Origin of the sequence: Poriferisphaera sp. WC338 (assembly GCF_050931845.1) — a bacterium.
In the GTDB taxonomy this organism is placed as follows: Bacteria; Planctomycetota; Phycisphaerae; order Phycisphaerales; family Phycisphaeraceae; genus Poriferisphaera.
The window spans coordinates 1,372,590-1,395,914 of the sequence record NZ_CP194516.1; the positions used below are offsets into that span (position 1 = coordinate 1,372,590).

A 23,325-nucleotide genomic window follows, 5' to 3' on the forward strand; every position below is an offset into this window, starting at 1 on the left:
TCTTTTATTTATTGCCGAACGTGTTGTAGAAGAGGCCTGGTATGCTTCGTTATGTAGTCACACTGATGGTGTTAACCTGCGCGGTTGCATGTCTGATTGGGGTGGACGATGGTACAAATGAAAGTGGTGATACTTCGGTGTTATCGCTCATAGATGATCCCTTGACTTCAACGACGGTTCGAGGTTTTAAGCCTGAACGTCGGCAAGACCAACGACCAATGCTAAGCGAGGCGCAGTATGCTGAGTTGGCAGGTGTATTGCGCGAAGTATATACGAAGCCAATCGAATCTTGGCCTAAGGCGAACGTGGATGAGGGTGTTGCGTTTGTGGAGATGGGGGCGGTAGGTGAGTCGCGTTTTCCTGAGAATAATCCATTTACAAAGGAAAAGGCGACACTAGGTAAGTTATTGTTTTTTGATGGACGTTTATCAGGTACCAGTCAGATGTCTTGTGGTTCATGCCATGTTGCGGAGCTTGGTTGGGGAGATGGGCGAGCGAGATCACTGGGCCATGGTGCGAAGCAATTAGGCCGCAATACACCCTCGATGTTGAATGCGGCTTTTGCAGACCGTTTGTTCTGGGATGGTCGAGCAGGATCACTTGAGGAATTGGTGGTTGCGGTACTGACTAATGAACATGAGATGAGTACAACGCCAGATGCCGTGGTGAAGGTGGTAAAGAGGATCAAGGGCTATGAGCTTATGTTTGTCGAGGTTTTTGGTGATAGCGAGATCACTATGCAGAGGATCGCGATGGCGATGGCAACACATGTCCGCACGGTTGTGAGTGAGCCATCAAGCAAGTTTGATCGGATGTTAAAGGGTCATCGTGATGCGTTATCTGATTCGGCATTACGAGGATTGCATTTATTCAGGACCGATGCGAGGTGTGTGAATTGCCATATGGGGCCGCAATTAACGGATCAAAAATTTCACAATCTTGGTTTGAGTTATTATGGCCGCAAGTTTGAAGATTTGGGGCAATATAATTTTACGGGTCGTAAGGAGGATGTTGGAAAGTTTAGAACACCATCTTTGCGGAATATTGCGCGGACGGCACCTTATACGCATGTTGGCTTTTTCGACCTGAAGGGGATGATCAATATGTACAATGCGGGGATGCCGATGTTAAAGCGGAAAGCGAAGCATGAAGGTGATGAGTTATTTCCAACAAAGAGTGAATTGCTGAAGCCGCTTCATCTTAATAAGCAGGATCGTGCAGATTTACAGGCGTTTCTGGAAAGTTTGACGGAACGGCGTCGGCGTGATTTATTGCCAGAGCTTCCAGAGTAGTGATCTAACCATCGCTTAGTCACCGAGCCCAATAGATGATGAGGACAACACGAGATAGGCTAGGGCGGCAATTGCTGAGCCGGCGATCGGTCCACAAATCGGAATCCATGCGTAAGACCAATCTGAATCGCCTTTGTGTTTAATTTTCGCCAGCGCGTGCATGATGCGCGGGGGCAAATCACGTGCGGGGTTGATGGCATAGCCGGTTGTACCACCAAGTGATAATCCGATTGCAAAGACGATCAGTGCAACCGGGAGTGCATCAAGTGAACCGATAGATCCATCTGCGGGCGGCATGAGATAGAGCACGCCAAATACCAGTGCAAAAGTTCCGATGACTTCGGAGAGGAAGTTGTTGCCGGGTGCATTGATGTTAGGGAGTGTGCAGAATGTAGCGCGGATCAGGACAGGGTCTTCTGTGCGATTGTAGTGGTGATAGTAAAAAACCCAGACAGTGAATGCGCCGATGAAGGCGCCTATGCATTGGGCGATAATATAGGTTGGGACCATGCTCCAAGGAAAATGGCCAGCAAGTGCGAGGCCGACGGTGACGGCAGGGTTGATATGGGCACCGGAGTATCCGCTGACAGTGAACACGCCAACAAAAACGGCGAGTGCCCAACCAGCAGTAATCACGATCCATCCGGAGTTAATGCCTTTGGTATCTTTGAGTAAGACGTTTGCGACGACACCATCCCCAAGGAGGATCAGTAGGAATGTGCCGACAATTTCAGCAAAGAAGTAGGTCATATTGTCTCTCACATTGGGTTGGCAAATATCGGTGCTGGACCCCCAAGTGAGTGAATAAATTAAGTTTAAGTATGAATCATCATATTACTGATCATACATATGGTCGACGGCTAGCTTGATATATGAGGCGATCTGATTTTCTTCCCACGCATCTGATCGAGCGAGTTCTTTCTTCAGAATTTCTGCGACCGGTTCTGCTAGATCCACCGAATCACGGGCATTAAGTAACATCGCACGGGTACGACGGGAAAGAAAATCTTCTATCGTGCGAGCCATTTCATGACGTGCGGCCCAGATGACTTGGGCGGGCGTAATATCAAATTTGGTTGTAAATGGTTTGGCGAGGTTGGGATCTTGGGCTTCTAACTCATGAATAGACGCAGCATCTGCCCCATAGTGTGCAAGATGTTTGTCGATATTGGTTTCCTCAGTAAAGCCGTGTATGTGTAAGTTTTGTGTTTTACATGGTGTGGGTGTCAAACCCGTCAGCTGAATGGTTTGATCGATCGTATCTTGCGCCATTTTGCGATACGTGGTCCATTTACCGCCGGTTACGGTAAGCAATCCTGTACGTGAAATGGAGATGGTGTGGTCGCGTGAGATGGCGGCTGTGTCTTTATCGTTACCATGTTGGACCAGTGGACGGATGCCGACAAATAGTGCAAGGATGTCGTCGTGGGTCGGCTCTTTCGAAAGGTATTTCCCTGCGGTTTTGATCAGAAATTCAATTTCCTCATCAAAGGGTTTGGGCTCGATCGAGAGTTCATTAATGGAGGTGTCGGTTGTGCCGACAAGGATACGATCTTGCCAAGGGATGAGGAAAATGATCCGGCCGTCAGAAGTATGCGGGACCATGATGGCGGTGTCGCCGGGCAGGAAGGATCTGTCTAAAACAAGATGAATTCCTTGGCTGGGTTTAATCATCTGTTTGGCATCAGGATCATCGTCTAGACGCAGTGCATCAACGAAGGGGCCGGTGGCATTGATGACGACACGGCTTTTTAAAGCATAGGTGCAACCGGTTTCGGCGTCTGTCACATTGACGCCGGTGACAAGATCATCTTCTTTGATGAGTGAATGAACATTGACATAGTTGATTACGGTTGCGCCGTGGTCAGATGCTGTTTGTGCAAGATTGATTGCAAGACGTGCATCATCGAATTGTCCATCGTAGTAAATGGTTCCGCCGCGGAGGCCATCGGTTTCAATGGTTGGCAATCGTTTGAGCGTTTCTTTGTAGGAGAGGTGTTTGGATTTACCAATACCCAGTTTGCCAGCCAGCATGTCGTACAGCTTTAGGCCGATGCCGTAGAACGGCGCCTCCCACCAATCGTAGTTGGGTACGATGAAGGGTAGGTTATGAACCAGGTGCGGCGCGTTGCGGCAGAGCAGGCCGCGTTCTTTGAGTGCTTCTAGGACGAGAGAGATATTGCCTTGTTGGAGGTATCGTACGCCGCCGTGGACGAGCTTGGTAGAGCGGGATGATGTGCCTTTGGCGAAATCAAACCGTTCGAGCAGGAGCGGTTTATAGCCACGTGAGGCAGCATCAACAGCGCAGCCCAACCCCGTTGCACCACCACCAACAATGATCATGTCCCAGACATGGTCGGCTTGCTCAAGTTTTTGAATCGCCTCGTCGCGGTTCATGATGATTGATCCCAATTACGTGATCGGCTGACGGCCTTCTGCCATCCGGCACGGTATGTGTTTGCCTGCGCGGGCGAAATTGTGGGTTCAAATGTTCGATCAATTGCCCATTGCCCTGCGATTTCGTTTTGATTCTTCCAGTAACCAACTGCAAGCCCTGCCAGATAAGCAGCACCAAGGGCGGTTGTTTCTTGCACTTTTGGACGTATGACGGGGATACCGAGTAGATCAGCCTGAAATTGCATGAGAAGGTTGTTTGCACACGCGCCGCCATCGACACGCATCTCCGGAATGTCGATATCAGCATCGGTTGCCATCGCATGCATCACATCATCGACTTGGTATGCGATGGCTTCGAGGGCTGCTCGAGCGATATGTGCAGAGGTTGTGCCGCGTGAAATGCCGATCATGATCCCGCGAGCATACGGGTCCCAATAGGGGGCACCAAGTCCTGCAAAAGCTGGGACGAGATAGAGTCCACCAGTGTTAGGAACAGAAGTCGCAAGCGATTCGATCTCTGGTGCAGATTTGATCAAGCCCAGTCCATCACGCAACCATTGCACCACTGCGCCTCCGATGAAGATGCTGCCTTCAAGAGCATAGGTTGTTTGCCCATTAATTTCCCATGCAATGGTGGTGAGCAGGTTATTGTTAGAGGTAATTGCAGTATCCCCAGTATTGACAAGCATGAAACAGCCTGTGCCGTAGGTTGATTTAATCATGCCGGGAGTGGTGCACATCTGTCCAAAGAGTGCAGCTTGCTGATCGCCTGCAATGCCGGCAATGGGCAGGGGATTACCGAGGTGTGTGCCGGAGGTCATGCCATAAACGTCGGAGGATGGCTTTACTTCAGGGAGCATTGATTGGGGGATGTTGAGGATTGAGAGCAGGTCTGCGTCCCATTGTTTGGTGTGGATGTTGTAGAGTAGGGTGCGCGAGGCGTTAGTGGAATCGGTGACGTGCAGGGTGCGGCCAGAGAGATTGTAGATCAGCCATGTATCGACAGTGCCGCACATCAGGTCGCCTGCATCGGCGCGTTTGCGGGCATCTTTGATGTTGTCGATGATCCAGCGGATTTTTGTGCCGGAAAAATATGGGTCGAGGCGGAGGCCGGTTTTTTGTTTGAAGGCGGCTTCGTGTCCATCCGCAACGAGCTGTTCGCAAAAGGATGCGGTGCGGCGATCCTGCCAAACAATGGCGTTGCAGATTGGCTTGCCGGTGTGTCGGTCCCAGACGATGACGGTTTCCCGCTGATTGGTAATCCCGATGGCGGCGATGTTGGCCGTGGAAAGCTGTGTACGTGCGAGAACCTCGGAGGCGACGGAGATTTGTGATGACCAGATTTCATCGGCATCATGCTCGACCCAGCCGGATTGGGGATAGTGTTGCTTGAATTCTTTCTGTGCGGTGGCGATGTTCTGGCCGTGCTGATCGAACAGGATGGCACGAGAGGAGGTTGTACCCTGATCGAGTGCAAGAATATATTTCATGTGTGATCCTCGTCGAGGGAGATCGGTTTGGAGCGGGGCCTGCCTGTATGCAAAAGATCGGTAAGGACATGCGGCTACGATCAATTTGAGGTGCGGCGGGGCACATACTATTTACGTAGATGTGAATTTGGGATGTATTGATCGTTCTACGGCCGGGGTTTGTTGTGGAAATATTCTGGTATTTCCTAAGTGATCACTTATTGCCTTGCGTATCGCAGTTCGGTATTGTAGATTCGCGAATATGGAATCAGGAGTAGCTGTCAAACTGTTTAAGATCATTGAAGCCTTAGGTGCCACGGGTGAACCCGTGGGCTTGGCTCCGCTGTCGGCGCGCGTTGGCTTAACCAAATCAACGGTCCATCGGATTTTGAGTGATCTTGTGGGGCTGGGGTATGTTGAGCGGGTTCGGCCTGGCGTTTATACCCTAACGAATAAGCTTCAGCGGGTCATTACAGGAAAAGATGATCAGCGGTTGATGAACTGTGCTGAGCCATTGCTGTGGGAGTTGCACGCAGAGACAGACGAGACGGTGAATTTGGGGGTTCTCAGCGAAGATCGTGTGATCTATCTAAAGGTGATCGAAAGTGCCCAACCGTTGCGGCGTGTGGCTGAAGTGAATTCGACGGATCCTTTTTACAACACGGCTCTGGGGCGGGCGATCGTATCGCAACTACCTGAGGAAGAGCGGGAGGCGATTGTGGATTCGGCAGAGTTGGTGCCGCGGACGGATCGTTCGGTGACGGATAAGGGTAAGTTGCGGGAGATTTTGGCTCAGGCGAAGCAGAACGGCTTTGCTTCGGAGCAGGACGAGAGCGATCTCGGCGTTACTTGCTTGGGCGTGCCTGTGTATGAGAATAATCGCGTGATTGCGGCTATCAGCGTTAGTGTGCCGACGGTGCGTATGGATCAGATGCGGTTTGAAGATATTGTCGGACGCCTGAAAAAGGTTGCTGACCACCTGACAGAGATGCTTGGAACCAGGGCAGCAGTCTGAATTTATGTGGGGGCTTTCATTTCTTGATATTACGCATTTTTGCCGAGCCGTTGGGCATATAGGCAAAGGTTATAATCTATGTGTAACTATACCTCTGATACTTTAGCAATTATTGTTGTTGGTTGAGATATGACTGGTGAGATTGTTGGCAAAATAAATGCACATTGGTGTGAACAGTGGGGCCAATCAAAATAGAATCGTACGATCCTAGCAAGATTCATTGCAGCGGGTATGTTGAGAACACTTGTTGGGCGTTGTCAAGATTGTCCAGTTATTGTATCCTTCTCGTGCTGAATACAAAGGCATTGCCATCCGGGGCAAAAACTCGAAAAGTATTGGATAAGAACACGATGAATCAACAGGTATGGGTAAACGGGCGCGTGCCAAACGGGTACTGGAGCACGCGAGCAAATCGAGCCCAGTATATGAAGTGGCTTGGCAAAAAGATGCGTGTCCGCAAGGCTGCCGATTGGTACAAGCTTTCTCGAAAGCATTTTCAGGATAACTATGGTGGTGGGCTTCTGGCGACCATCTATAAAGATTCGCCTTTGGCGGCACTGAAAGATTACATGCCACGTGAGAAGTGGATTCCGTGGATGTTCGTCCGTACACCACAGTCTTACTGGCGTAACCCCAAGAATCGCCAGCAATATATGACGTGGCTTGGAAAGCAGCTTGGTTTTAAGGCATTGGATGATTGGTATGGGCTTACCCAGCAGCATTTTCGTGATCATGGTGGTAATGGTCTGCTTGCCAACTACTACCGTAATTCACCGGTGGATGCGGTTCGTGAGTTTAAGCCTAATCGAGCTTGGGACGAGTGGAAGTTCCATGCTACGCCGCAAGGTTTTTGGCAGAAGAAAGCCAACCGTAAACGCTATATGGAATGGCTCGGTAAGCAATTGAAGGTTAAGAAAGTTGAAGACTGGTACAAAGTGACCCGTCAAGATTTCTATGACAATGACGGCGCTGTTTTCTTGAAGTATTTCAAGGATTCATCCCCGCAGGGCGCGCTCAAGGAATATTTGCCGAAGTATCAGTGGAAGCCGTGGCTGTTCACGCGTGTGCCCAATGGCTTCTGGAAATCACCGAAGAACCGCAAGGCTTACGTGGCTTGGCTCGGCAAAACTCTCAGCTACCGCAAAGCAGCTGATTGGTATAACCTTACCCGAGACGATGTAAAACAATCTGGCGGCGGCGCACTGCTTAGTATGTATTACAACAACTCTATTTTAAGTATGCTCAAAGAGGGCGGCCCGAAACATAAATGGGATCGTTCACGCTTCAATGCATCAAGCGGGTCACGTTCTAAATCAACTTGGAAATCACTTATCCGCGGACGTCGCAAAGGCTGATTCATTGGTGGTTGAGATTTAGATCAAAAATACATCAATACCCCGATCGAACTAGGTAAACCAGAACCAGCCATCAATGATGGCTGGTCTTTTCATAGGGTTCATCCTCGGCTGCGTGAGATGGGATTCAAGCTATGCTGTGTGACTGTACAAAGGGCGGTAAAACAACATGTCACACCAACAAAAACAAACCGCATATCTGCGGGTTGCTGACCTGATACGGCAAGGCATCGCTTCTGGCGAATATGCCCAAGGTGATAAGTTGCCAAGTGAACACAAGCTGTGTCAGCAGTATGAAATTTCACGTATCACGGTACGTCGAGCGCTCGAGATTTTAGAGCAAGAGCGATTGGTGCTTCGTCGCCATGGCCTAGGCACATTTATTTTAGAACGCCCCGTCGCGCGCCAGCCTGTCATCCTCGGGCACGAAGTCGATAGTTCACGATCGCCGCTGGTTTTTCAGGTAGGGCAGATGCATCCGGAAGCGGCGAGCAAGCAGATCGCAAAAGAATTTCAATTGCCCGCTTGTATGATCGTCACGATCAAACGCTCCGGGTACCGCGAAGATCAACTTGTTGTCTACGAGTGCATTCAGATTCTTGAGGAGTTTGTCGGCAAGCTCAAAGGCTACGATTTCATGATGCACAATTGGCTCCGCCGGTGGCAACAGCTTCAAATGTTGCCGATTACGCATGTGGCTCAGCAGATTACTGCGGTCCCCGCAAGTGTGGCATTGGCATCGATTCTTGAAGTAGAGGTGGGAGCGCCGCTATTGCTTGAGCGACGATTTATTCAGTCCGATACCAATATTCTCGCACGGGTAGTGTCCTATTACCCCGGTGAGAGTATCCGCTTTGATGCTGTGCAGCAGGTGAATGAACTACAGGGGAATCCGGCGTCGTCTTCCGAAGAGGTTGCCAGCTAAAAGTTTCTGCGCGGCTTCCTCGGGTGTTGGTTTATAAAGATTATCATGGTCGTTAGTGTGTGCACGAAAATATAGTGCAGCCTGGCGACGTTCTCGTATTGCTTCATCTGTGATGGATCGATACAATCCGCGACTCGCCCCGGCGGGTGGTGATCATGGCATAATTGATGAATGATCCGATGACCTGCCGAAGGTAAATTTTGACCTGCAGGTCTCTTTTAGGACGGTGTTTTGTGGACTTGATGTTCCAAATAGAACCCGGTTGACGTTTTGGGATTTTAGCAGCCGCTTTTTGCAGAATGGAGGTGGCCCATTGACCGTAGCACCCGTTGGTACGCATTGTGTTCTTGAGATGTGCTCATGTCCTGTGGAGCGTTTGAATGATGAAGCATTCGTCCGCGATACCATTGAGCAAGCTGTTAAAGAGGGGCTTTCAACACTTCTGAAATTGAACAGCCACAAGTTTGATCCGCAAGGGGTCACCGCGTTCGCGATTTTGGCTGAATCACATATTTCCATCCACACTTGGCCGGAAAACGGTTACGCAGCTGTTGATATTTTTACTTGTGGTGACACTGCCAAGCCGCAGCAGGCCTGTGAGTATCTGATCAAGGCTTTTGCTTCTGAATCCTATTCGCTGCGTGAGCTTCCTCGAGGCCCACATATTTCCGATGTTGTACACACATCGTCGGTCACGCTTTAACATTTGTTTCGCCTTTGTTAAAGGCATCCTCGCATTTTGTCTCCCATCGCCATGGTGGGCTGACCATGAAAGGTCTATCCTTATGCCCGGTTCCAAGCTTGCCGCCGATCTCTGGATCAATGAATACATCTCCGAGTACGACATTCGTCAGCACGGTATTGAAGAAATCCTCTACAAAGGGCAAACTAAGTATCAGCAGGTTTACATTGTTAAGTCTGGTGACTCCGGCAAGGCGCTCGTTCTTGACGGCAAGTGGCAATCAGATACCGGCGAAGAATTCATCTACCATGAACCATTGGTTCATGTGCCTTGTGTGATGCACGGAAATCCCAAGAACATCCTCGTTCTTGGTGGTGGTGAGGGTGCAACAGTTCGTGAAGCACTTAAATGGAATACGGCTGAGAAGGTCGTCATGGTTGATATTGATCAGGAAGTTGTTGAGGCTTGCATTGAGCACATGCCCGAGATGCAACAAGGTTGTTTCGATGATCCGCGAACTGAATTGGTTTTTGGCGATGCTCTTCACTATCTCGATGAATCCGAAGGTGAGTGGGATGTGATTATTTCCGATCTCTCCGACCCGATCGAAGAGGGACCATCTTTTGCCCTGTTCACCAAAGAGTATTTTGAGAAGTGCAAGCGAGCCCTCAAGCCAGGTGGTGTGTTCGTTGTCCAAGCAGGTCCGGTTGCTCCAGCGGAGATGCACCTGCATGTGCGGCTGAACAAAACTGTGAACGCAGTTTTTGATCATGTTGTTTCATATACGACCCAGACCGCATCTTATGGTTCGCCATGGAGTTACGTCATTGGAACCGACAAGCCGGTTGATATGTGTCCAGAACCTGAGGTTGTCGATGCGGTCCTTGCGAAGCAAACCACTGGCAGCTTCCGCATGTTTGATGGTGTTAGCTGCCTTGGATTGCTCTGTATTGGCAAGCATATTCGTGATGCAATCGCGTCTGAAACGACAGTTTACACCGCGGCCAACCCGCCAAAATTCTTTGGCAAGGGCGTTGCATCGGCGGACTGATTCTGCTTCTGTATAGAACTAATTCCCCAAAGCTGCTGTCATGCCGGATATCTTGCCCTAAATGCCTTTTCCACTGCCCATTTAGGATGATTTAACTCTTGACCCAATTTCGGTTTGGGGTTCTAATAGAGATTGATTTGTCTGTGTAAGTCAGGCCGGAACGGGGCCTTGTAGCGGCATGATCGTTACCCATTATCCCCTATGGCCTGTGATGGTCCTGACAATCCTCCTGCCTACGTCTTCACGTGGTAGCGAAGACACCGTCACATGCGGGCTCATCCGTAACGAGCTTGTTACCGTGACTACTGTCACCAACCACTGGTGATACAGGCAAACACAACCCGAAACATCCATCCCGCTCGCGCGTCTAACACGTGTATAGATGATCCATCAGGGCGCATGAGTGTTGAAAACCAGCGCTGATCATTCAGCTTAGGAGATTGGCATGCCGAGCAAAACCGACTGCTGGGGTATTGAAGTTGGCTCTCACGCCCTGAAGGCGGTTCACCTTGTGAAAACAACAGGTGGGGTGCATCTTGAAGACTATGCCATCCTGCCCTTCAAGCAAGTGCTGACGACACCTGACATCAATGTCGAAGAAATGATTCAGGTGCAATTGGACACGTTACTGTCCAAGCATGATATTTCAAAGAGTGCGATTGTGGTTTCCGTGCCGGGTAATCAGGCCTTTGCACGTTTCGCGAAGCTGCCACCAGTCGAAACCAAGAAGATCCCGGACATCGTCCGTTTTGAAGCAGTCCAGCAAATCCCCTTCCCGATGGAAGAAGTTGAGTGGGATTACCACATCTTCCAGCAAGAAGATTCGCCCGACGTTGAGGTCGGCATTTTCGCCATCACCAAAGAGCGTATCGCTCACTTCCTCAGCAACTTTAACGCGATTAATCTTGAGATAGATTCGGTGACGCTCTCACCACTTGCAGTTTTTAATGCATACATGCATGAGAATGGAGACGACGACAAGGGCCGCATCTACATTGATATCGGCACTACCTCCACAGACGTCATCATCATTGAAAACGGTAGCGTCTGGACACGTACTTTCACCATCGGCGGCAACAACTTCACTGAAGCGCTCGTCAAGAGCTTCAAGCTATCTTTCCCCAAGGCTGAAAAACTCAAGCGTGAAGCACGTACCAGCAAATACGCTCGCCAAATCTTCCAAGCCATGCGTCCTGTCTTTGCTGATCTTGTTCAGGAAATTCAGCGAACACTCGGCCACTATAAATCTCTGAACCGTGACTCAGATTTCGATCAAATCGTCGGTCTTGGTTCAACTTTCAAACTTCCCGGGCTGCTTAAATTCCTTAAGCAACAACTTCAGATGGACGTGGTTCGCCCCGAAGGTTTCAAAGCCCTTGATATGGACGGTCGCATTGAATCTGAAGTTGCTGAAAAAGCGATCAACCTCGCCACGGCCTATGGTCTCGCCCTCCAAGGACTCGGTAAGGCTTCCGTCTCCGCGAACATCCTTCCGGATCAAATTCTGCGTGAACGGATGTGGAAATCAAAACAACCATGGTTCGGTGCTGCAGCCGCAGCAGTTCTCATTGCTGCCGGAGCCGCGACTGCCGTCTACTTTAAAGATAGCTCTGCTACCAAAGCCAGCTTCGACGACAATCTTCGAAAGATACAAGGTGTTGTTTCGCAGGCGAAAAGCTTCCGCAATGATCTGAGTGAAGTTTCCAATGAAGACCCTCGCGTCAAGGTTGAAAACCTGAATCGCATGCTAGATTATCGAACGCTTTGGCCAAGCATTCTTGAAGATGTCCATCTTGCCAGTGAATCTTTGATTGAAGATGCACCGGACAAAGGCATGCAGGCTGCGATTCTTACCGCGAAGTATGACGAGATCGCCAAGCTCCCACGTACTGAGCGCAAACGTATTTATATTGACACGATTACCACTGAGTACGAGGCGGTTCCCGTTGGTGAAGGGCAAGCGTCTACAAGTGGCCGCGGTGGCGGGCAAGGTGGCGAGTTAGCTCAAGGCAGTTTTACACTTGAAGATTTCTGGAAAGTGAAAGAAGCTTCCGAAGAAGAGAGTGACGATGGTTTTGGTGATGAAACTGAAGACGTCAGCTTTGATGATGAAGGTGCCGAGCCAACGGTTGAGTATAACGCACCACGCTTCGTGATCACCATCGAAGGCACCACGCCATACAAAGAGCCTTACGAATTCCTTTCGCAGCACTTCATTCAGTGGCTGAAAGATAATGCCGACCGTGCGGATCGTCCGTACACGATCGTCCTTCCTGACGCACCGCTTGTGGGTGTGGCTCGCGTGGGTGAAGTTGGAGTTGCAGGAACAGGTGGTCGAAGAGCTGGCAGTTCAGCTGCTCGTCGTACACCGTCACGTCAGCCCGCTGGTTACGGCGAAGACATGATGGGGATGGACATGGAAATGATGGAGATGGGCATGGCAGGCGGTATGGGTACCCGAAGCGGTGGTCGATCGTCTTATCGCAGCGGTACCACAGATTTGGCGTCACTGCTTCCACCTCGCCCATTGACCGATGAACGTGTTGAAGATGACTATAGCTTCACCATCAAGTGGTATGTGCAGCTCCGTCAGCCGCTTGATGCACGTAACTCTGAATCACCTAAAGCAGAGAAAGCCGCGCCGCCAGCCGGTCAAACTGCCGACAACGCCGTCCTCGAAGGTGAGGCCGAAGTGATTGAAACCACCGATCCTAACACCACAGACCAAAGCACGACCACCGACGAGGAGGTGAAGGCATGAAGAATTTCCTGAGCTGGACCAAAACCAATCCTATTGCGGTGCTGTCGATCTGTATCGTGGTTGTTTCGTTTGGTGTGTTTTATTTCTTTGCCGTCCGGGGTGGCGCACAAGTTCGTGAAGAAGCTGACAAATGGAACAAGCACTATAAAGAGGTGCAGGGCTACATGCGGGCAAGTGTTGACGTTCCCGATCATGATCAGCACAATCCGCCTGTGACTGTGTCAGGTATCACGGTCAATCAAAAAGTCATCGACGATATGAAGGATATTTACGAAAAGCTTGGCGGTCGTTACGATGCGCTTTTCAGTGAAGTCGTGGCGCACAATCAGGCTGGGCACAGAGTCCTCATTGACGGTGTGTTCGATGAGAACGCTACCTTTGATGCTCCTTACAAATTCCGTGATGAGTACAAGAATAGCTTCATTCGTATGCTGCAACCATACGACAGCATTTGGGGAATCCCACAGATAAACGCCGGCATGCCGCCAACAATGGAAGAAATTGGTGTTGCACTGGCCGAAGCTGAAGACAACTATATTGAATCCATGCGTGTGACACGTGGTATGAACGCTCAACCAACGCCTGAAGACGAAGAGAAAATTCTTCAATCTAAGCGTGAACGTCTTCTTGAGATCATTCAAAACCAAGCACTCAATATTAACGTTTACGCAGATACCGAATTTACCTCGCAGGCTTTCCCCTTCCAGGTCGGAAAGTGGTCGCTTGAAAGTGAAAAACCAGAGTTGCACGATTTGTTTGAAGGGCAAGTAGAGCTTTGGGTTCAGCAGGATATCGTTGATGCCATTGCACGTGCCAACAAGATTGTGACGGAAGATGATAACGGCGAACTAATTGCGAACGATACTTCCTCTGTCTTAACAGCGCCAGTGAAGCGATTGATCAGCATCAGTGTTGTGCCAGGTTATGTGGGTATTCAAACACAAGGTGTTGTCGGATCAGGCTCCTCATCTCGTACTTCATCAAATAGCGGTGGATACAGTCCTCCTATGGAAATGATGAACAAGGAAGCCGGCAACGGCCCCTTGGGTGAGAACTTCTATTGTGGTCCTACTGGCCGCAAGAGCAACGTGATTTACGACGTCCGTCAAGCCGTGCTCACCGCTATTGTTGACTACGAACGTCTTCCTGAGCTTTTTGAAGCTATCAATGAAGTCAACTTCATGACAGTTGTTGATTGTAAGGTTGAGCAGGTCGACGAATATGAAGCATTAGCCGAAGGCTATATGTATGGCAGTAACGACTGTGTGCAGGTTGAAATGGTAATTGAGTCGCTTTGGATGCGTCAGTGGACCGAGCCGCTAATGCCAGACAAAACCCTCGAGTACGTTGGCTTGAAAGAACCTTCCGAACCGGTTAACGGTGGCGGCATGTATGGTGGTGACATGTTCATGGAAGATTTCGGTGATTTTTAAATCATAGGTCAGAGGCAGGAAGATCTGGACCTGATTGAATCCTAAAAATGGACCATTGCCGAAGGCAATAGAGTAAGAGAGCAGCACGATGACGAAACCCAAGGACGCAGGCTTTTTCTCACTGCACATCGAGAAGATTCTTCTTCTTACAGCGCTGGTTGTGAGTGCGGCCATGGCGATGCTATACGTAGTCGGTTCGCCGAATGATCTCACGATGAAGAATCAATCAATGTCGCCTTCCGAAGCGGCAGAGATCGTGGTGTCTGAATCGCAAAAACTTCGCACCAAGCTGAACGATGACGAGTCAGTCATCGAAAAACCACAGCTTGAAAACTATCACACGCTGTTCAATGAACGCGCTGCTGAGCTTCAGCTTGCCGTGACTGAATACCACCCTATTGGATACTCTGGCATTGAAAGCAGCATCACTGGCGATCCCAGTGAGGGTGCACCGACTTACTATCGACCGCTTCCACCTGTCGTTCAGGACATCGTTGTGCGTTCTGGCAATGGTGTTTTTGACAGTACCTCACAAACCGACATTAAGCGTGCAGTACTTGACGTTATCCCCACCAAGAATCTTGATAACTGGCGATACGTTTCGGTTGGTGCCAAATTTCCGATTGATGATTGGATGAATCGGCTTTCTGCAACATCGGAAAACGCAGATCTGAAAGCCATTCCTAAGGTTTGGTGGCAGCCGATGCTTTACGTCACAGCGGTATATCTCGAACGGCAGGAGATGGATCCTTACACCGGCAAGTGGGGGCCGAGTACCTTCATCCAGCCCATGCCATCACAAATCGCTTTCAAGCCTTCGGAAGATCCAAGTATCAAGATTGCTAAGGCTGACGCGCAGATGATGGTATCAACCGTCAAGGGCAACCAATCTGAGATTTGCCGTCCAACATTCTTGCCGCTTGAATTCCCGTTGCAATGGGTGCCACCAGATTCCAAGCAGCTATCTGCTGAAGATCATAAAAAGCTTTTCAAGCTTCAGAAGAAAATTGCCAGTGCTGAACGCAATATTGAAAAGGCGATGCGCAACATCGAAAAGATAAAGAAAGCACAAAACCGATCGAGCAATACTCGCAGTAGCCGACCTTCACGTCAATCTTCGGGTGGTTTTGGTGGATTTGAAGGTGATATGGGTGACATGATGGGAGGCGGTCGCTCTACCAGGACCCCACGTACACGTTCCGCAGCACAAACGCCAGAACAACGTCTCCAAGAACAGATCAAGTTGCTCGAACAGCGTCGCATTGATGCCATGATCGAACGTGATGAACTTCTCGGACGTCAGTCTGATGATCCAGAACTACAAAACATCCGCAATCGTGGCGGTGAAATGATGGGCATGGACATGATGGGGATGGAAATGGGTGGTCCCGGCGGCTATCCGGGTATGAATCCATACGGTCCGGGTACGAGCCGTCGTTCAAATCAACGCGGTAATACCCCAGAAAACAACACACAATACGAAGAAACTGAAGACGGCCAACGTGTCATTCCTGTTTGGGCGCACGACGTGACTGCAGAGCCCGGCAAGACCTATCGTTACCGTATGATCGTCACTGTGCTCAATCCATTGTTCCGTCAGAATCGTGTTGAAGCCGCACAGAAAGATAAGAATTATCACCTGATCGCACTTAAGCCAAGTGAAGAAGAACTTGAAGCATCACCATGGTCAGAGCCAGTGACGCTTGACCCGCAGTCGCACTTCTTCATGGTCGGTAACACCCAACAGGGTGCGACCGTTGAAGTTTGGGCGTTGCATCTCGGGTCATGGTACTCCGACAAGTTTACTGTGCGTGCGGGTGACATGATCGGCGGGACCATCAAGGTTGATGATCCTAAGAAAGAAGGCAATAAGCTGAACCTGCCCGTACATAACGGTTCGATCATGATCGACATGATTCAAAGCGCGGTAGGTGGCGGCGACACACAGCTACTTTATCTGAAGCCAGATGATACGCGCATCAGTTACCGCAGCATTAATGGTGACAAGGATAATGACACGCGCATTCGTTTGCAGAACGAAGCTGCAATTTTCCAAGAACTGCTTAAGGAGCCTGATGTCCGTCCGGGTATGCAGAACATGCCGATGGAGATGATGGGCATGGATATGATGGAAGATATGTATTAAACAATCTGCTTACAAAATTTACTGAGTATTGAGCCGCATCTTTTGCGGCTTTTTTCATGGGTTTGAGTAATACACAGATCATGTAAAAGTTACAGTCGTCTGACGGGATAAAGTCCAAGGCCGCACCAGCCGTTTCCAACACGATCATTGATCTTAAATCCGCGGATGGTTGGCGGCGCGATGGGGTAGCCGCGCTGTGTGTGGTGTGTGTGCCATTGCTGCAGATCGTGTTCGGCAGAGGATTGATCTTGCCCGAAGAGGATGAGTAAGAGGCCGGCATGATGGAGGCGATCATCCTTCCATATTTTCAGGACGTCTGCTTTTACGGGGTGAAGTAGATCATGAGCGTACTTCTTTGATCGCGAACCAGCTTCGAATTGTTTCACGACTTTGACTTCTATCCAGTAAGCATCCTCAGCATTAGCAGCAGCTTGTTGACTGAAAAGTGTGCCGGCGAGATCGGGGTCACGGAGCGGTAGCCCATCTTGTGTGAGAACAAAGTCGCAGCGAACGCCTTCACTTTTTTTACGTTTATGCCAAGCAGATGGGTAGCGGACTTCGCGGTACACGCCGTCAGATGAATCAGTGAGTGCTTGTTCGATGAGCGTATGGAGTTGCAGTTCGCTCCAGCAGTCAAAGCCATAAACTGCCTGTTCAAGGTCGTCAGCTTCCCTTTGCTTCTGAAGTTGCTGTGTGATGCGATCTATCAATTCATCGGCGTGCCACTGCATGCGAGAAAAACCCTATAAAAAGAGATGAATTAGAAGGCGATCAGGTCGCCGGTGATAGGTTCGATGAGGTCTTTAATAGTGACGATGCCGATGGGTTGTTCTTGCGGGTTTTGAACGATGCCCATGTAGACATGGTCTTTTTGCAAAGTGCGGAGCGCTTCGCGGATGGGGAGATTGCTTTGTAGATTGCAGACAGGCTTCATGAGTTGCTTGATTGATGGGCAGGTGGCTTGATCATGAATAAGTCCGTCGTTGACTTGGATGATGCCGATGACATTGCCATGAGCATTGGTGACTGGGTAACGCGATCCGCGGTATTTTTCAGCAAGCTTCCAGAGGATTTGCGGTTGATCTGTTTCTTTGACCTTGATGACTTTGTCCCAAGGAATCATTTCTTGTGTGACAGTAATCTCGTTCATGGCGAGGACACGGGCGACCATTTGTGATTGATCATCGCTGATGAGTCCGTAGCCAACGGATTCGTTGACGAGCCATTGGACTTGGTTGCGTGGGTTATAGCCTTGGCCTGTGTTTTTGCTGCCGATGATCCGCATGAGTGCGCGTGTACAGATACCGATGAGCGGGACAAAGCCGATCCATGTGAAGACGCGTTTGGACCAGAGGAGAATGCGTGCGAGTCGGTACATAAGCAGCTCGGCATGTGCCGCGAAGAGGTCTTTGGGAAGCGTTTCGCCGAAGATAAAGAGGATGGGTGTGACGATGATTGTGTTAAGGATGATGGATTGCCATTGGTCGAATTGCCAGATGGAGAGGAGTACGGCCAAGGAGGCTGTACCGAGCTGGTTGGTGATGTTATTGCCAATCAAGAGTGTACTGAGGAGGTTGGTTTCCTTACGGAGGAGTTTGTAGAGAGTGGTGGCGGGTTTACTGCCTTTCTGCATGTTAATGTGAAGGCGAACTCTATTGAGGCGATAGGCGCCGGTTTCCATGCCAGAGTAAAGGGCAGAGCCGAGAAAACCAATAAACATGAAGACAAACCAGATGACAAGGTCAGCGGTCATGATCAGTCTCCTTGTCGTTTGAGTTTTGTGGCTCGGTGAGTTGAATGGTGACCCATTCGATACGGTTCTTCTGAACGGTATCGACACGGACACTCACATTACCGAGGGCGATTTGATCGCCTTCTTGAGCAAGCCTGCCGAGGATAGCGAGAATGAGCCCTGCGATGGTGGAGACTTCGTCGAGCGCGCCGTAACGGTTAACGAGTTCGTTTCGTCCGAAGAATTCTGTCCAATCGTAGATGGGTAGTTCGGCACTGACACGATATTTCCCGGGAGAGAGTTGCTGGACTTCGGGTTCCGTTTTAGTTTTAAATCCACCAGCGATATCGCCAACCATATGTTCGATGACATCTTCGAAGGTGATGAGGCCTGCGGTGCCGCCGTATTCATCGACAACGATGGCAAACATGCGGCCTTGATCTCTGAAAGCAACGAGAAGTTGATCCGCGCGTTGCTGTTCGGGGATAAAGAGCGCTTCGCGCATGAGGTCACGAATAGAATTGCTATCTGTTGGGCGTTTGACGAGCGCTATGCGCGTGTCGATGACACCAATGATATTATCGAGGTGTGATTCGTAGAGGGGGATATGACGGAGGCGGGTTTCGCGGATAGTTTCGATGAGTTGGTCCGCAGATTGATTGATGTCGTGGCCGACGATGTCGACACGAGGGATCATAAGGTCACGGACTTTGATCTGCCCGAGTTCGAAGACTTGCTGTAGGATTTCCTGTTCTTCACGGTCGATGACGCCGCGGCGTTGGCTAAGCCGCAAGAGGCTTTCAAGTTCGTCGTTTGTCATCTCCGCGATTTCCGCACTGGCGCGTGGCGCGAGAAGACGCGCGAGAGGTGTGATGATAAACAAACCTGCAAACCAGCGGATCGGCGCGATAATTCGGTGGATCATGTAGAGCGGGAGAGCGATCAGCTTGGCGCTGGTGAGGGAAGATTTGACAGCGAATTGTTTTGGGAAGACTTCACCGAAGAGAATCACACCGACGAGGGCCGCGATAGAGATGCCGGCGCTGGCGAGTGCTGCGGTAGAGGTGTCGGTGAATTTTTTGCTGATTTGAAGTGTGAGGGCGCTGGAGATGGCGAAGTAGAGGACGTTGATCGTCATGTTGCCAAGCAGAAGAGTGATGAGGATCTGCCGGGTTTCTGAGAGTAATTTGGTGATGAGCGTGCCGATGCCACCAGCTTGTGCGAGTTGCATACGCTCGAGTCGTGAAAGATTGAAGAGGGCGGTTTCGCTGCCGCTGAAAAACGCGCTCAGTACCAGAAGTACCGGCAACGAGATGATCATGAGCGTATCAGGAACCGACATCATATGTGTGAATCGAAACCTTTTTGGGTTTCAGCCTCCTTGCTGCTTCCCAGTGAACCGGATTAGACTTCGGTTTTTTTGGGGTTCACGCTTTGTTTTAAGTCTTCAGTCGAGATGATGGAACTGTCTCTCCCGACCCATTTATGTGAGCGGATGGATTGGACGACGCGCTCTGCGGCATCAACGGCAGCGTAGCCTTCTTCAGCACTGACGACTGGTTTTTCACCATTGATCGCAGCACGGAGGAAGCTTTTCGCTTGTGCGGTGAGTTGATCTTCTTCGCCTTCGGGGACATCCATGGTAAGTTCATCAACCGTGATTAGTTCGGAGTAATCCAGATCAGAGAGATCTTTTCCGGCTGCAAGTTGTTCGCGGACCATCGCAAGTGCATCGGTGTTGTCGCTGGATTTTTTAACGACGATGCCGGAGCGTGATGCGTAGTTAAGTGAGACGTAACCTTCTTCGGAGAAGAGGCGGAGTTTGCGTTCGGTTTTGAGTGCGAGACGCGAGCCGGTGAGGTTAGCAACGCAGCCGTTTTCAAAGACGATACGCGCAGAGCATACATCTTCGTGTTCGCCGAGGACGGAGACGCCGGTGGCATCAACTTTTGCAATAGGAGAGTTGGCGAACATAAGCATGATGTCCAAGTCATGGATCATCATGTCCATGACCACGCCAACGTCGAGCGAGCGGAAGGTCATAGGGCTGACGCGATCGACTTCGATGTAACGCGGGGTCAGACCCATGCCGGCTACAGTGCGGACCGCAGGATTGAATCGTTCAGTGTGTCCGACTTGAAGAAGTGTCCCGCAGCCATCGGCGAAACCGGCGAGTTCTTTGGCATCGGCAACGGTGGGTGCGATGGGTTTCTCGACAAGGCAGGCGATGCCTTTTTCGAGGAAGGGTTTGGTGGCGGCTACGTGGTGAATGGTTGGAACCGCGATGGTGACAGCTTTGAGCGTGGGTTCGCCAGCGATGAGCGCTTCGACGGAGTCGTAGGCGTTGCAGCCGTATTCATCGGCAACCGTCTCACGGCGATCTTCGTCCATGTCCACGACGGCAACAAGATTGGCTTCGGGCATCTGCTTATATGTCCGGGCATGATGACGCCCCATTCGCCCCACACCCACCACAGCCACGTCCACTGGTTCTGAATCATTCTTCATGCCTCTATACTACGGCACATCCAGTTCTCCTGCGAGTCTTGTTGGGCGAACCTCGGCGAAACCCTGATTCTCTTGATAATATGTATCAATGGTTCACAACGCTCCAGACAATTCGAAATCCGATCAACCAGAGAAGTCCACTGCGCCGGGTGGGCAGGGGTATGAGCCTGCACCGGAGGAGTTGGACTTGCCTGTAGGACCACAACATCGCAAGCCGGTGATTGGCATCACGATGGGGGAGCCAGCAGGTATTGGGCCAGAGGTTGTGGTAAAGGCATTGGCAGACCCGCAGATACGGCGGCTGGGGCGATTTGTGATTTATGGTTTGAATGAGTTCCTACATTATGCAGCAGACTTGGCGGAGATCGAGCCGTTCTGGTGGCGGTTGCAGCACGATACAGACCGCGCTTCGTATTCGTTGGTGCATGACATTGTGTGTTTGGATTATGACGAGTATTCGATCCTATCGTCGGCATCGCGCAAGCCATCGAAACAAGGCGGTGCGGCATCGATCACGTTTTTGGATGATGCAATTGCTGCGGCGCAGCGGCCGATGGATCAGGGCGGGATCGATGCGATCGTGACCGCGCCGATCTGTAAAGAGTCGTGGGGGATGGCCGGTTGTCGCTTCCCGGGGCACACGGAATTTTTACAGCACCGAACCAAGTCGAAGCGCGTGGCGATGATGTTTCATGCGCCACAACTGAATGTGATTCTGTCCACGATTCATATCCCGCTCATGGACATCCGTAACGTGCTGACCATTGGGCGAGTATATGATTCGATTGATCTGGGGAATCAGTGTTGCAAGGATCTTGGGATTAAGAAGCCACGGATCGCGGTGTGTGGACTTAATCCGCATGCGTCGGAGAACGGAAAGTTTGGTGATGAGGAATCGCGGATTATTTCGCCAGCGATTGAACATGCTAATCAGCATGGGATTGATGCGCATGGGCCGTTTCCGCCGGATACCATTTTTAATGCAGCAGTGAAGGGGAAATTCGATCTGGTGGTGGCGATGTATCACGATCAAGGATTGATTCCGCTGAAGTTGCTTGCATTTGATGAGGCGGTGAATACGACGCTGGGCTTACCGATCATTCGGACGAGTCCGGATCATGGGACTGCTTTTGATATTGTGGGGAAGAATCTCGCGAATGCGGATTCGATGAAACATGCGATCAAGCTGGCCGCCAAGTTTGCGCAGACGCGGATAGAAACACAGGCGGCGAAATAAATCTGAATGTGAAGTGTTTTTGTTGTACTGAGCTTGATGTTGAGAGGTATTCAGGTGTTTTACTCTGCGCTTGGGACATTTTCAGTAGCAGGGATTTGCGGGAAGAGATGGATGTTGCCCCGGAGGACAAAGATGGAGCTGCAAAGCGCATAGATGACAAAAAAGATGCGCATGAGCAGCAGCATGCCGACGACTTGGTTGTTGGTGGCGACATCACCGATTGCGAGGAAAGCAATGCCGAGTCCTTCCATAACGCCGAGTCCTTGGTAGGAAATGGGCATGGAGCCAGCAAGAAAAATAAGAGGCAAAACAACGAACATGAGCCCGAGATTGGTTTGCATTCCCAGCGCGTAACCCGCCAGTGAGACGGCTCCGACTTGCGCGAGGTGAACCGGGAGGCTGATCGCAATGGCGGCAAGAACCGTCCATTTGTGATGCCGATATGCAACCGCAGCTTGATCGATTTTGTTAAGCGGGTTGTCTTGCGACATTTTGCCCATGAGCCACGCGACGCCGAGTGCTTTACGTGTGCGGCCGGAGAAATAGATACAACCGCCGATCACGATCGCGCCAATGCCAAGCCAGATAATGATGGTAATTTTGCGTGCCAAGTCATGATCGAGCATCCAAAGCCCGACGATACCCGCAAGGAGGATGAGGCCGAAGAGTCCGGCAACACGATCAAGCGCAACGCTCATGATGGCGGTGGATCTGCTGCCGCTCCCTTTTGCTGCGTAGTAAGCTTTAACCACGTCGCCGCCGGTCATGCCCGGCATGCAGAAGTTGAAAAATAAGCCGACCATGGTGAGGCGGTAGGCTTTACGTTTGGAAACAGCGAGTCCACGACATGTCAAAAGCAACCACCAACGCATGGCCTGCATGGGGAAGATGAGTCCAATGAGCAGAAAGCCGATCGCGAGCTTGGTGTAATTTGCTTCGCGGAGTGTGCTGACAATGCCTTGCCGGTACTGGAACTGATCCGGCTGGTCGCCTAGGAGCGATTTAGGGATGGTGTTATTTGATAGATCGACGAACTGCGTGTGTTTGGTGGATGGCAGAGCGACGAGATAACTAGTTTCGGATTCAGATTCGATGGGGAGAAGAATTGCTTTGGTGTTGGGTGATCCGTCTTGGACGAGTTGGCCTGCAGGGACGAGGATGGAATCAGTCCATGTAAGGGACCATGCGATGTAGCCGATGCCGACGACCGCAATGAGTAGGCGTGCGATGATCGAGATATATTTGCGTGGTTTGGATTGGCCGGTCCCTGGCTCACTCATGCGCGCGTTCCATCTGAATCGGTAAAGTTTGTACGGATGATG

The 23,325-nt window shown here is 50.6% G+C and carries 18 protein-coding genes; 10 read left to right on the forward strand and 8 right to left on the reverse strand.

Annotated elements, in window-relative coordinates:
* Window positions 1-41 precede the first annotated feature (41 nt).
* On the forward strand, window positions 42-1,292 hold the full coding sequence (locus ACQ6WK_RS05580) for a cytochrome-c peroxidase (protein ID WP_432799759.1): 1,251 nt from the start codon (window positions 42-44) through the stop codon (window positions 1,290-1,292).
* A gap of 15 nt (window positions 1,293-1,307) precedes the next feature.
* Here the strand turns inward: ACQ6WK_RS05580 and ACQ6WK_RS05585 are convergent, their stop codons facing one another.
* From ACQ6WK_RS05585 to glpK, 3 genes are all read right to left on the reverse strand, one after another.
* Window positions 1,308-2,042 carry an MIP/aquaporin family protein gene (locus tag ACQ6WK_RS05585; protein WP_432799760.1) on the reverse strand — a complete coding sequence of 245 codons (735 nt, stop codon included), beginning with the start codon at window positions 2,040-2,042 and terminating at the stop codon, window positions 1,308-1,310.
* A gap of 84 nt (window positions 2,043-2,126) precedes the next feature.
* Window positions 2,127-3,689: an FAD-dependent oxidoreductase gene (locus tag ACQ6WK_RS05590; protein WP_432799761.1), complete on the reverse strand. Its 1,563-nt coding sequence runs from the start codon at window positions 3,687-3,689 to the stop codon at window positions 2,127-2,129.
* Entirely contained in the window at window positions 3,686-5,179 is a 1,494-nt protein-coding gene (glpK, locus tag ACQ6WK_RS05595) for a glycerol kinase GlpK (protein ID WP_432799762.1), read from the reverse strand. The genes ACQ6WK_RS05590 and glpK overlap by 4 nt, the downstream gene beginning before the upstream one ends.
* 241 nt (window positions 5,180-5,420) lie before the next feature.
* On the opposite strand from glpK, the gene ACQ6WK_RS05600 reads away from it, so the two are divergent.
* The 8 genes from ACQ6WK_RS05600 to ACQ6WK_RS05635 all read left to right on the forward strand — a co-directional run bounded on the left by ACQ6WK_RS05600 (window position 5,421) and on the right by ACQ6WK_RS05635 (window position 16,526).
* Window positions 5,421-6,173: an IclR family transcriptional regulator gene (locus tag ACQ6WK_RS05600; RefSeq protein ID WP_432799763.1), complete on the forward strand. Its 753-nt coding sequence runs from the start codon at window positions 5,421-5,423 to the stop codon at window positions 6,171-6,173.
* A gap of 425 nt (window positions 6,174-6,598) precedes the next feature.
* Window positions 6,599-7,528 (forward strand): hypothetical protein, encoded by a 930-nt coding sequence (locus ACQ6WK_RS05605; RefSeq protein ID WP_432799764.1) that lies wholly within the window; start codon window positions 6,599-6,601, stop codon window positions 7,526-7,528.
* 169 nt (window positions 7,529-7,697) lie between these two features.
* The gene (locus ACQ6WK_RS05610) at window positions 7,698-8,453 is read left to right on the forward strand and encodes a GntR family transcriptional regulator (protein WP_432799765.1); all 756 of its coding nucleotides are present in this window, start codon (window positions 7,698-7,700) and stop codon (window positions 8,451-8,453) included.
* 226 nt (window positions 8,454-8,679) lie between these two features.
* A complete protein-coding gene (speD, locus tag ACQ6WK_RS05615) occupies window positions 8,680-9,156 on the forward strand; it encodes an adenosylmethionine decarboxylase (RefSeq protein ID WP_432799766.1) in 477 nt (158 codons plus the stop codon).
* A gap of 82 nt (window positions 9,157-9,238) precedes the next feature.
* Window positions 9,239-10,186: a methyltransferase domain-containing protein gene (locus tag ACQ6WK_RS05620; RefSeq protein WP_432799767.1), complete on the forward strand. Its 948-nt coding sequence runs from the start codon at window positions 9,239-9,241 to the stop codon at window positions 10,184-10,186.
* Between the two features lie 445 nt (window positions 10,187-10,631).
* Window positions 10,632-12,947: a type IV pilus assembly protein PilM gene (gene pilM, locus ACQ6WK_RS05625; RefSeq protein ID WP_432799768.1), complete on the forward strand. Its 2,316-nt coding sequence runs from the start codon at window positions 10,632-10,634 to the stop codon at window positions 12,945-12,947.
* On the forward strand, window positions 12,944-14,380 hold the full coding sequence (locus tag ACQ6WK_RS05630) for a hypothetical protein (protein WP_432799769.1): 1,437 nt from the start codon (window positions 12,944-12,946) through the stop codon (window positions 14,378-14,380). Before pilM ends, ACQ6WK_RS05630 begins: the two co-directional genes overlap by 4 nt.
* An 88-nt stretch (window positions 14,381-14,468) precedes the next feature.
* Complete coding sequence (locus ACQ6WK_RS05635; protein WP_432799770.1) at window positions 14,469-16,526, forward strand: hypothetical protein; 2,058 nt, start codon at window positions 14,469-14,471, stop codon at window positions 16,524-16,526.
* Window positions 16,527-16,615: 89 nt separating this feature from the next.
* Here ACQ6WK_RS05635 and ACQ6WK_RS05640 read toward each other — a convergent pair whose 3' ends face one another.
* Genes ACQ6WK_RS05640 through ACQ6WK_RS05655 form a run of 4 tightly spaced genes read right to left on the reverse strand, consistent with a single transcriptional unit; the run spans window position 16,616 to window position 20,766 of the window.
* Window positions 16,616-17,257: a hypothetical protein gene (locus ACQ6WK_RS05640; RefSeq protein ID WP_432799771.1), complete on the reverse strand. Its 642-nt coding sequence runs from the start codon at window positions 17,255-17,257 to the stop codon at window positions 16,616-16,618.
* A gap of 29 nt (window positions 17,258-17,286) precedes the next feature.
* On the reverse strand, window positions 17,287-18,279 hold the full coding sequence (locus ACQ6WK_RS05645) for a CNNM domain-containing protein (protein WP_432799772.1): 993 nt from the start codon (window positions 18,277-18,279) through the stop codon (window positions 17,287-17,289).
* Window positions 18,269-19,603, reverse strand: a complete 1,335-nt coding sequence (locus ACQ6WK_RS05650; protein ID WP_432799773.1) for a hemolysin family protein — start codon at window positions 19,601-19,603, stop codon at window positions 18,269-18,271. Before ACQ6WK_RS05650 ends, ACQ6WK_RS05645 begins: the two co-directional genes overlap by 11 nt.
* Window positions 19,604-19,662: 59 nt before the next feature.
* The gene (locus ACQ6WK_RS05655; RefSeq protein WP_432799774.1) at window positions 19,663-20,766 is read right to left on the reverse strand and encodes a Gfo/Idh/MocA family protein; all 1,104 of its coding nucleotides are present in this window, start codon (window positions 20,764-20,766) and stop codon (window positions 19,663-19,665) included.
* An 88-nt stretch (window positions 20,767-20,854) separates the two neighbouring features.
* On the opposite strand from ACQ6WK_RS05655, the gene pdxA reads away from it, so the two are divergent.
* Entirely contained in the window at window positions 20,855-22,003 is a 1,149-nt protein-coding gene (gene pdxA / locus ACQ6WK_RS05660) for a 4-hydroxythreonine-4-phosphate dehydrogenase PdxA (protein ID WP_432799775.1), read from the forward strand.
* A gap of 59 nt (window positions 22,004-22,062) precedes the next feature.
* On the opposite strand, the gene ACQ6WK_RS05665 is transcribed toward pdxA, so the two are convergent.
* Window positions 22,063-23,283 carry a lysylphosphatidylglycerol synthase transmembrane domain-containing protein gene (locus ACQ6WK_RS05665; RefSeq protein WP_432799776.1) on the reverse strand — a complete coding sequence of 407 codons (1,221 nt, stop codon included), beginning with the start codon at window positions 23,281-23,283 and terminating at the stop codon, window positions 22,063-22,065.
* Window positions 23,284-23,325: the final 42 nt, after the last annotated feature.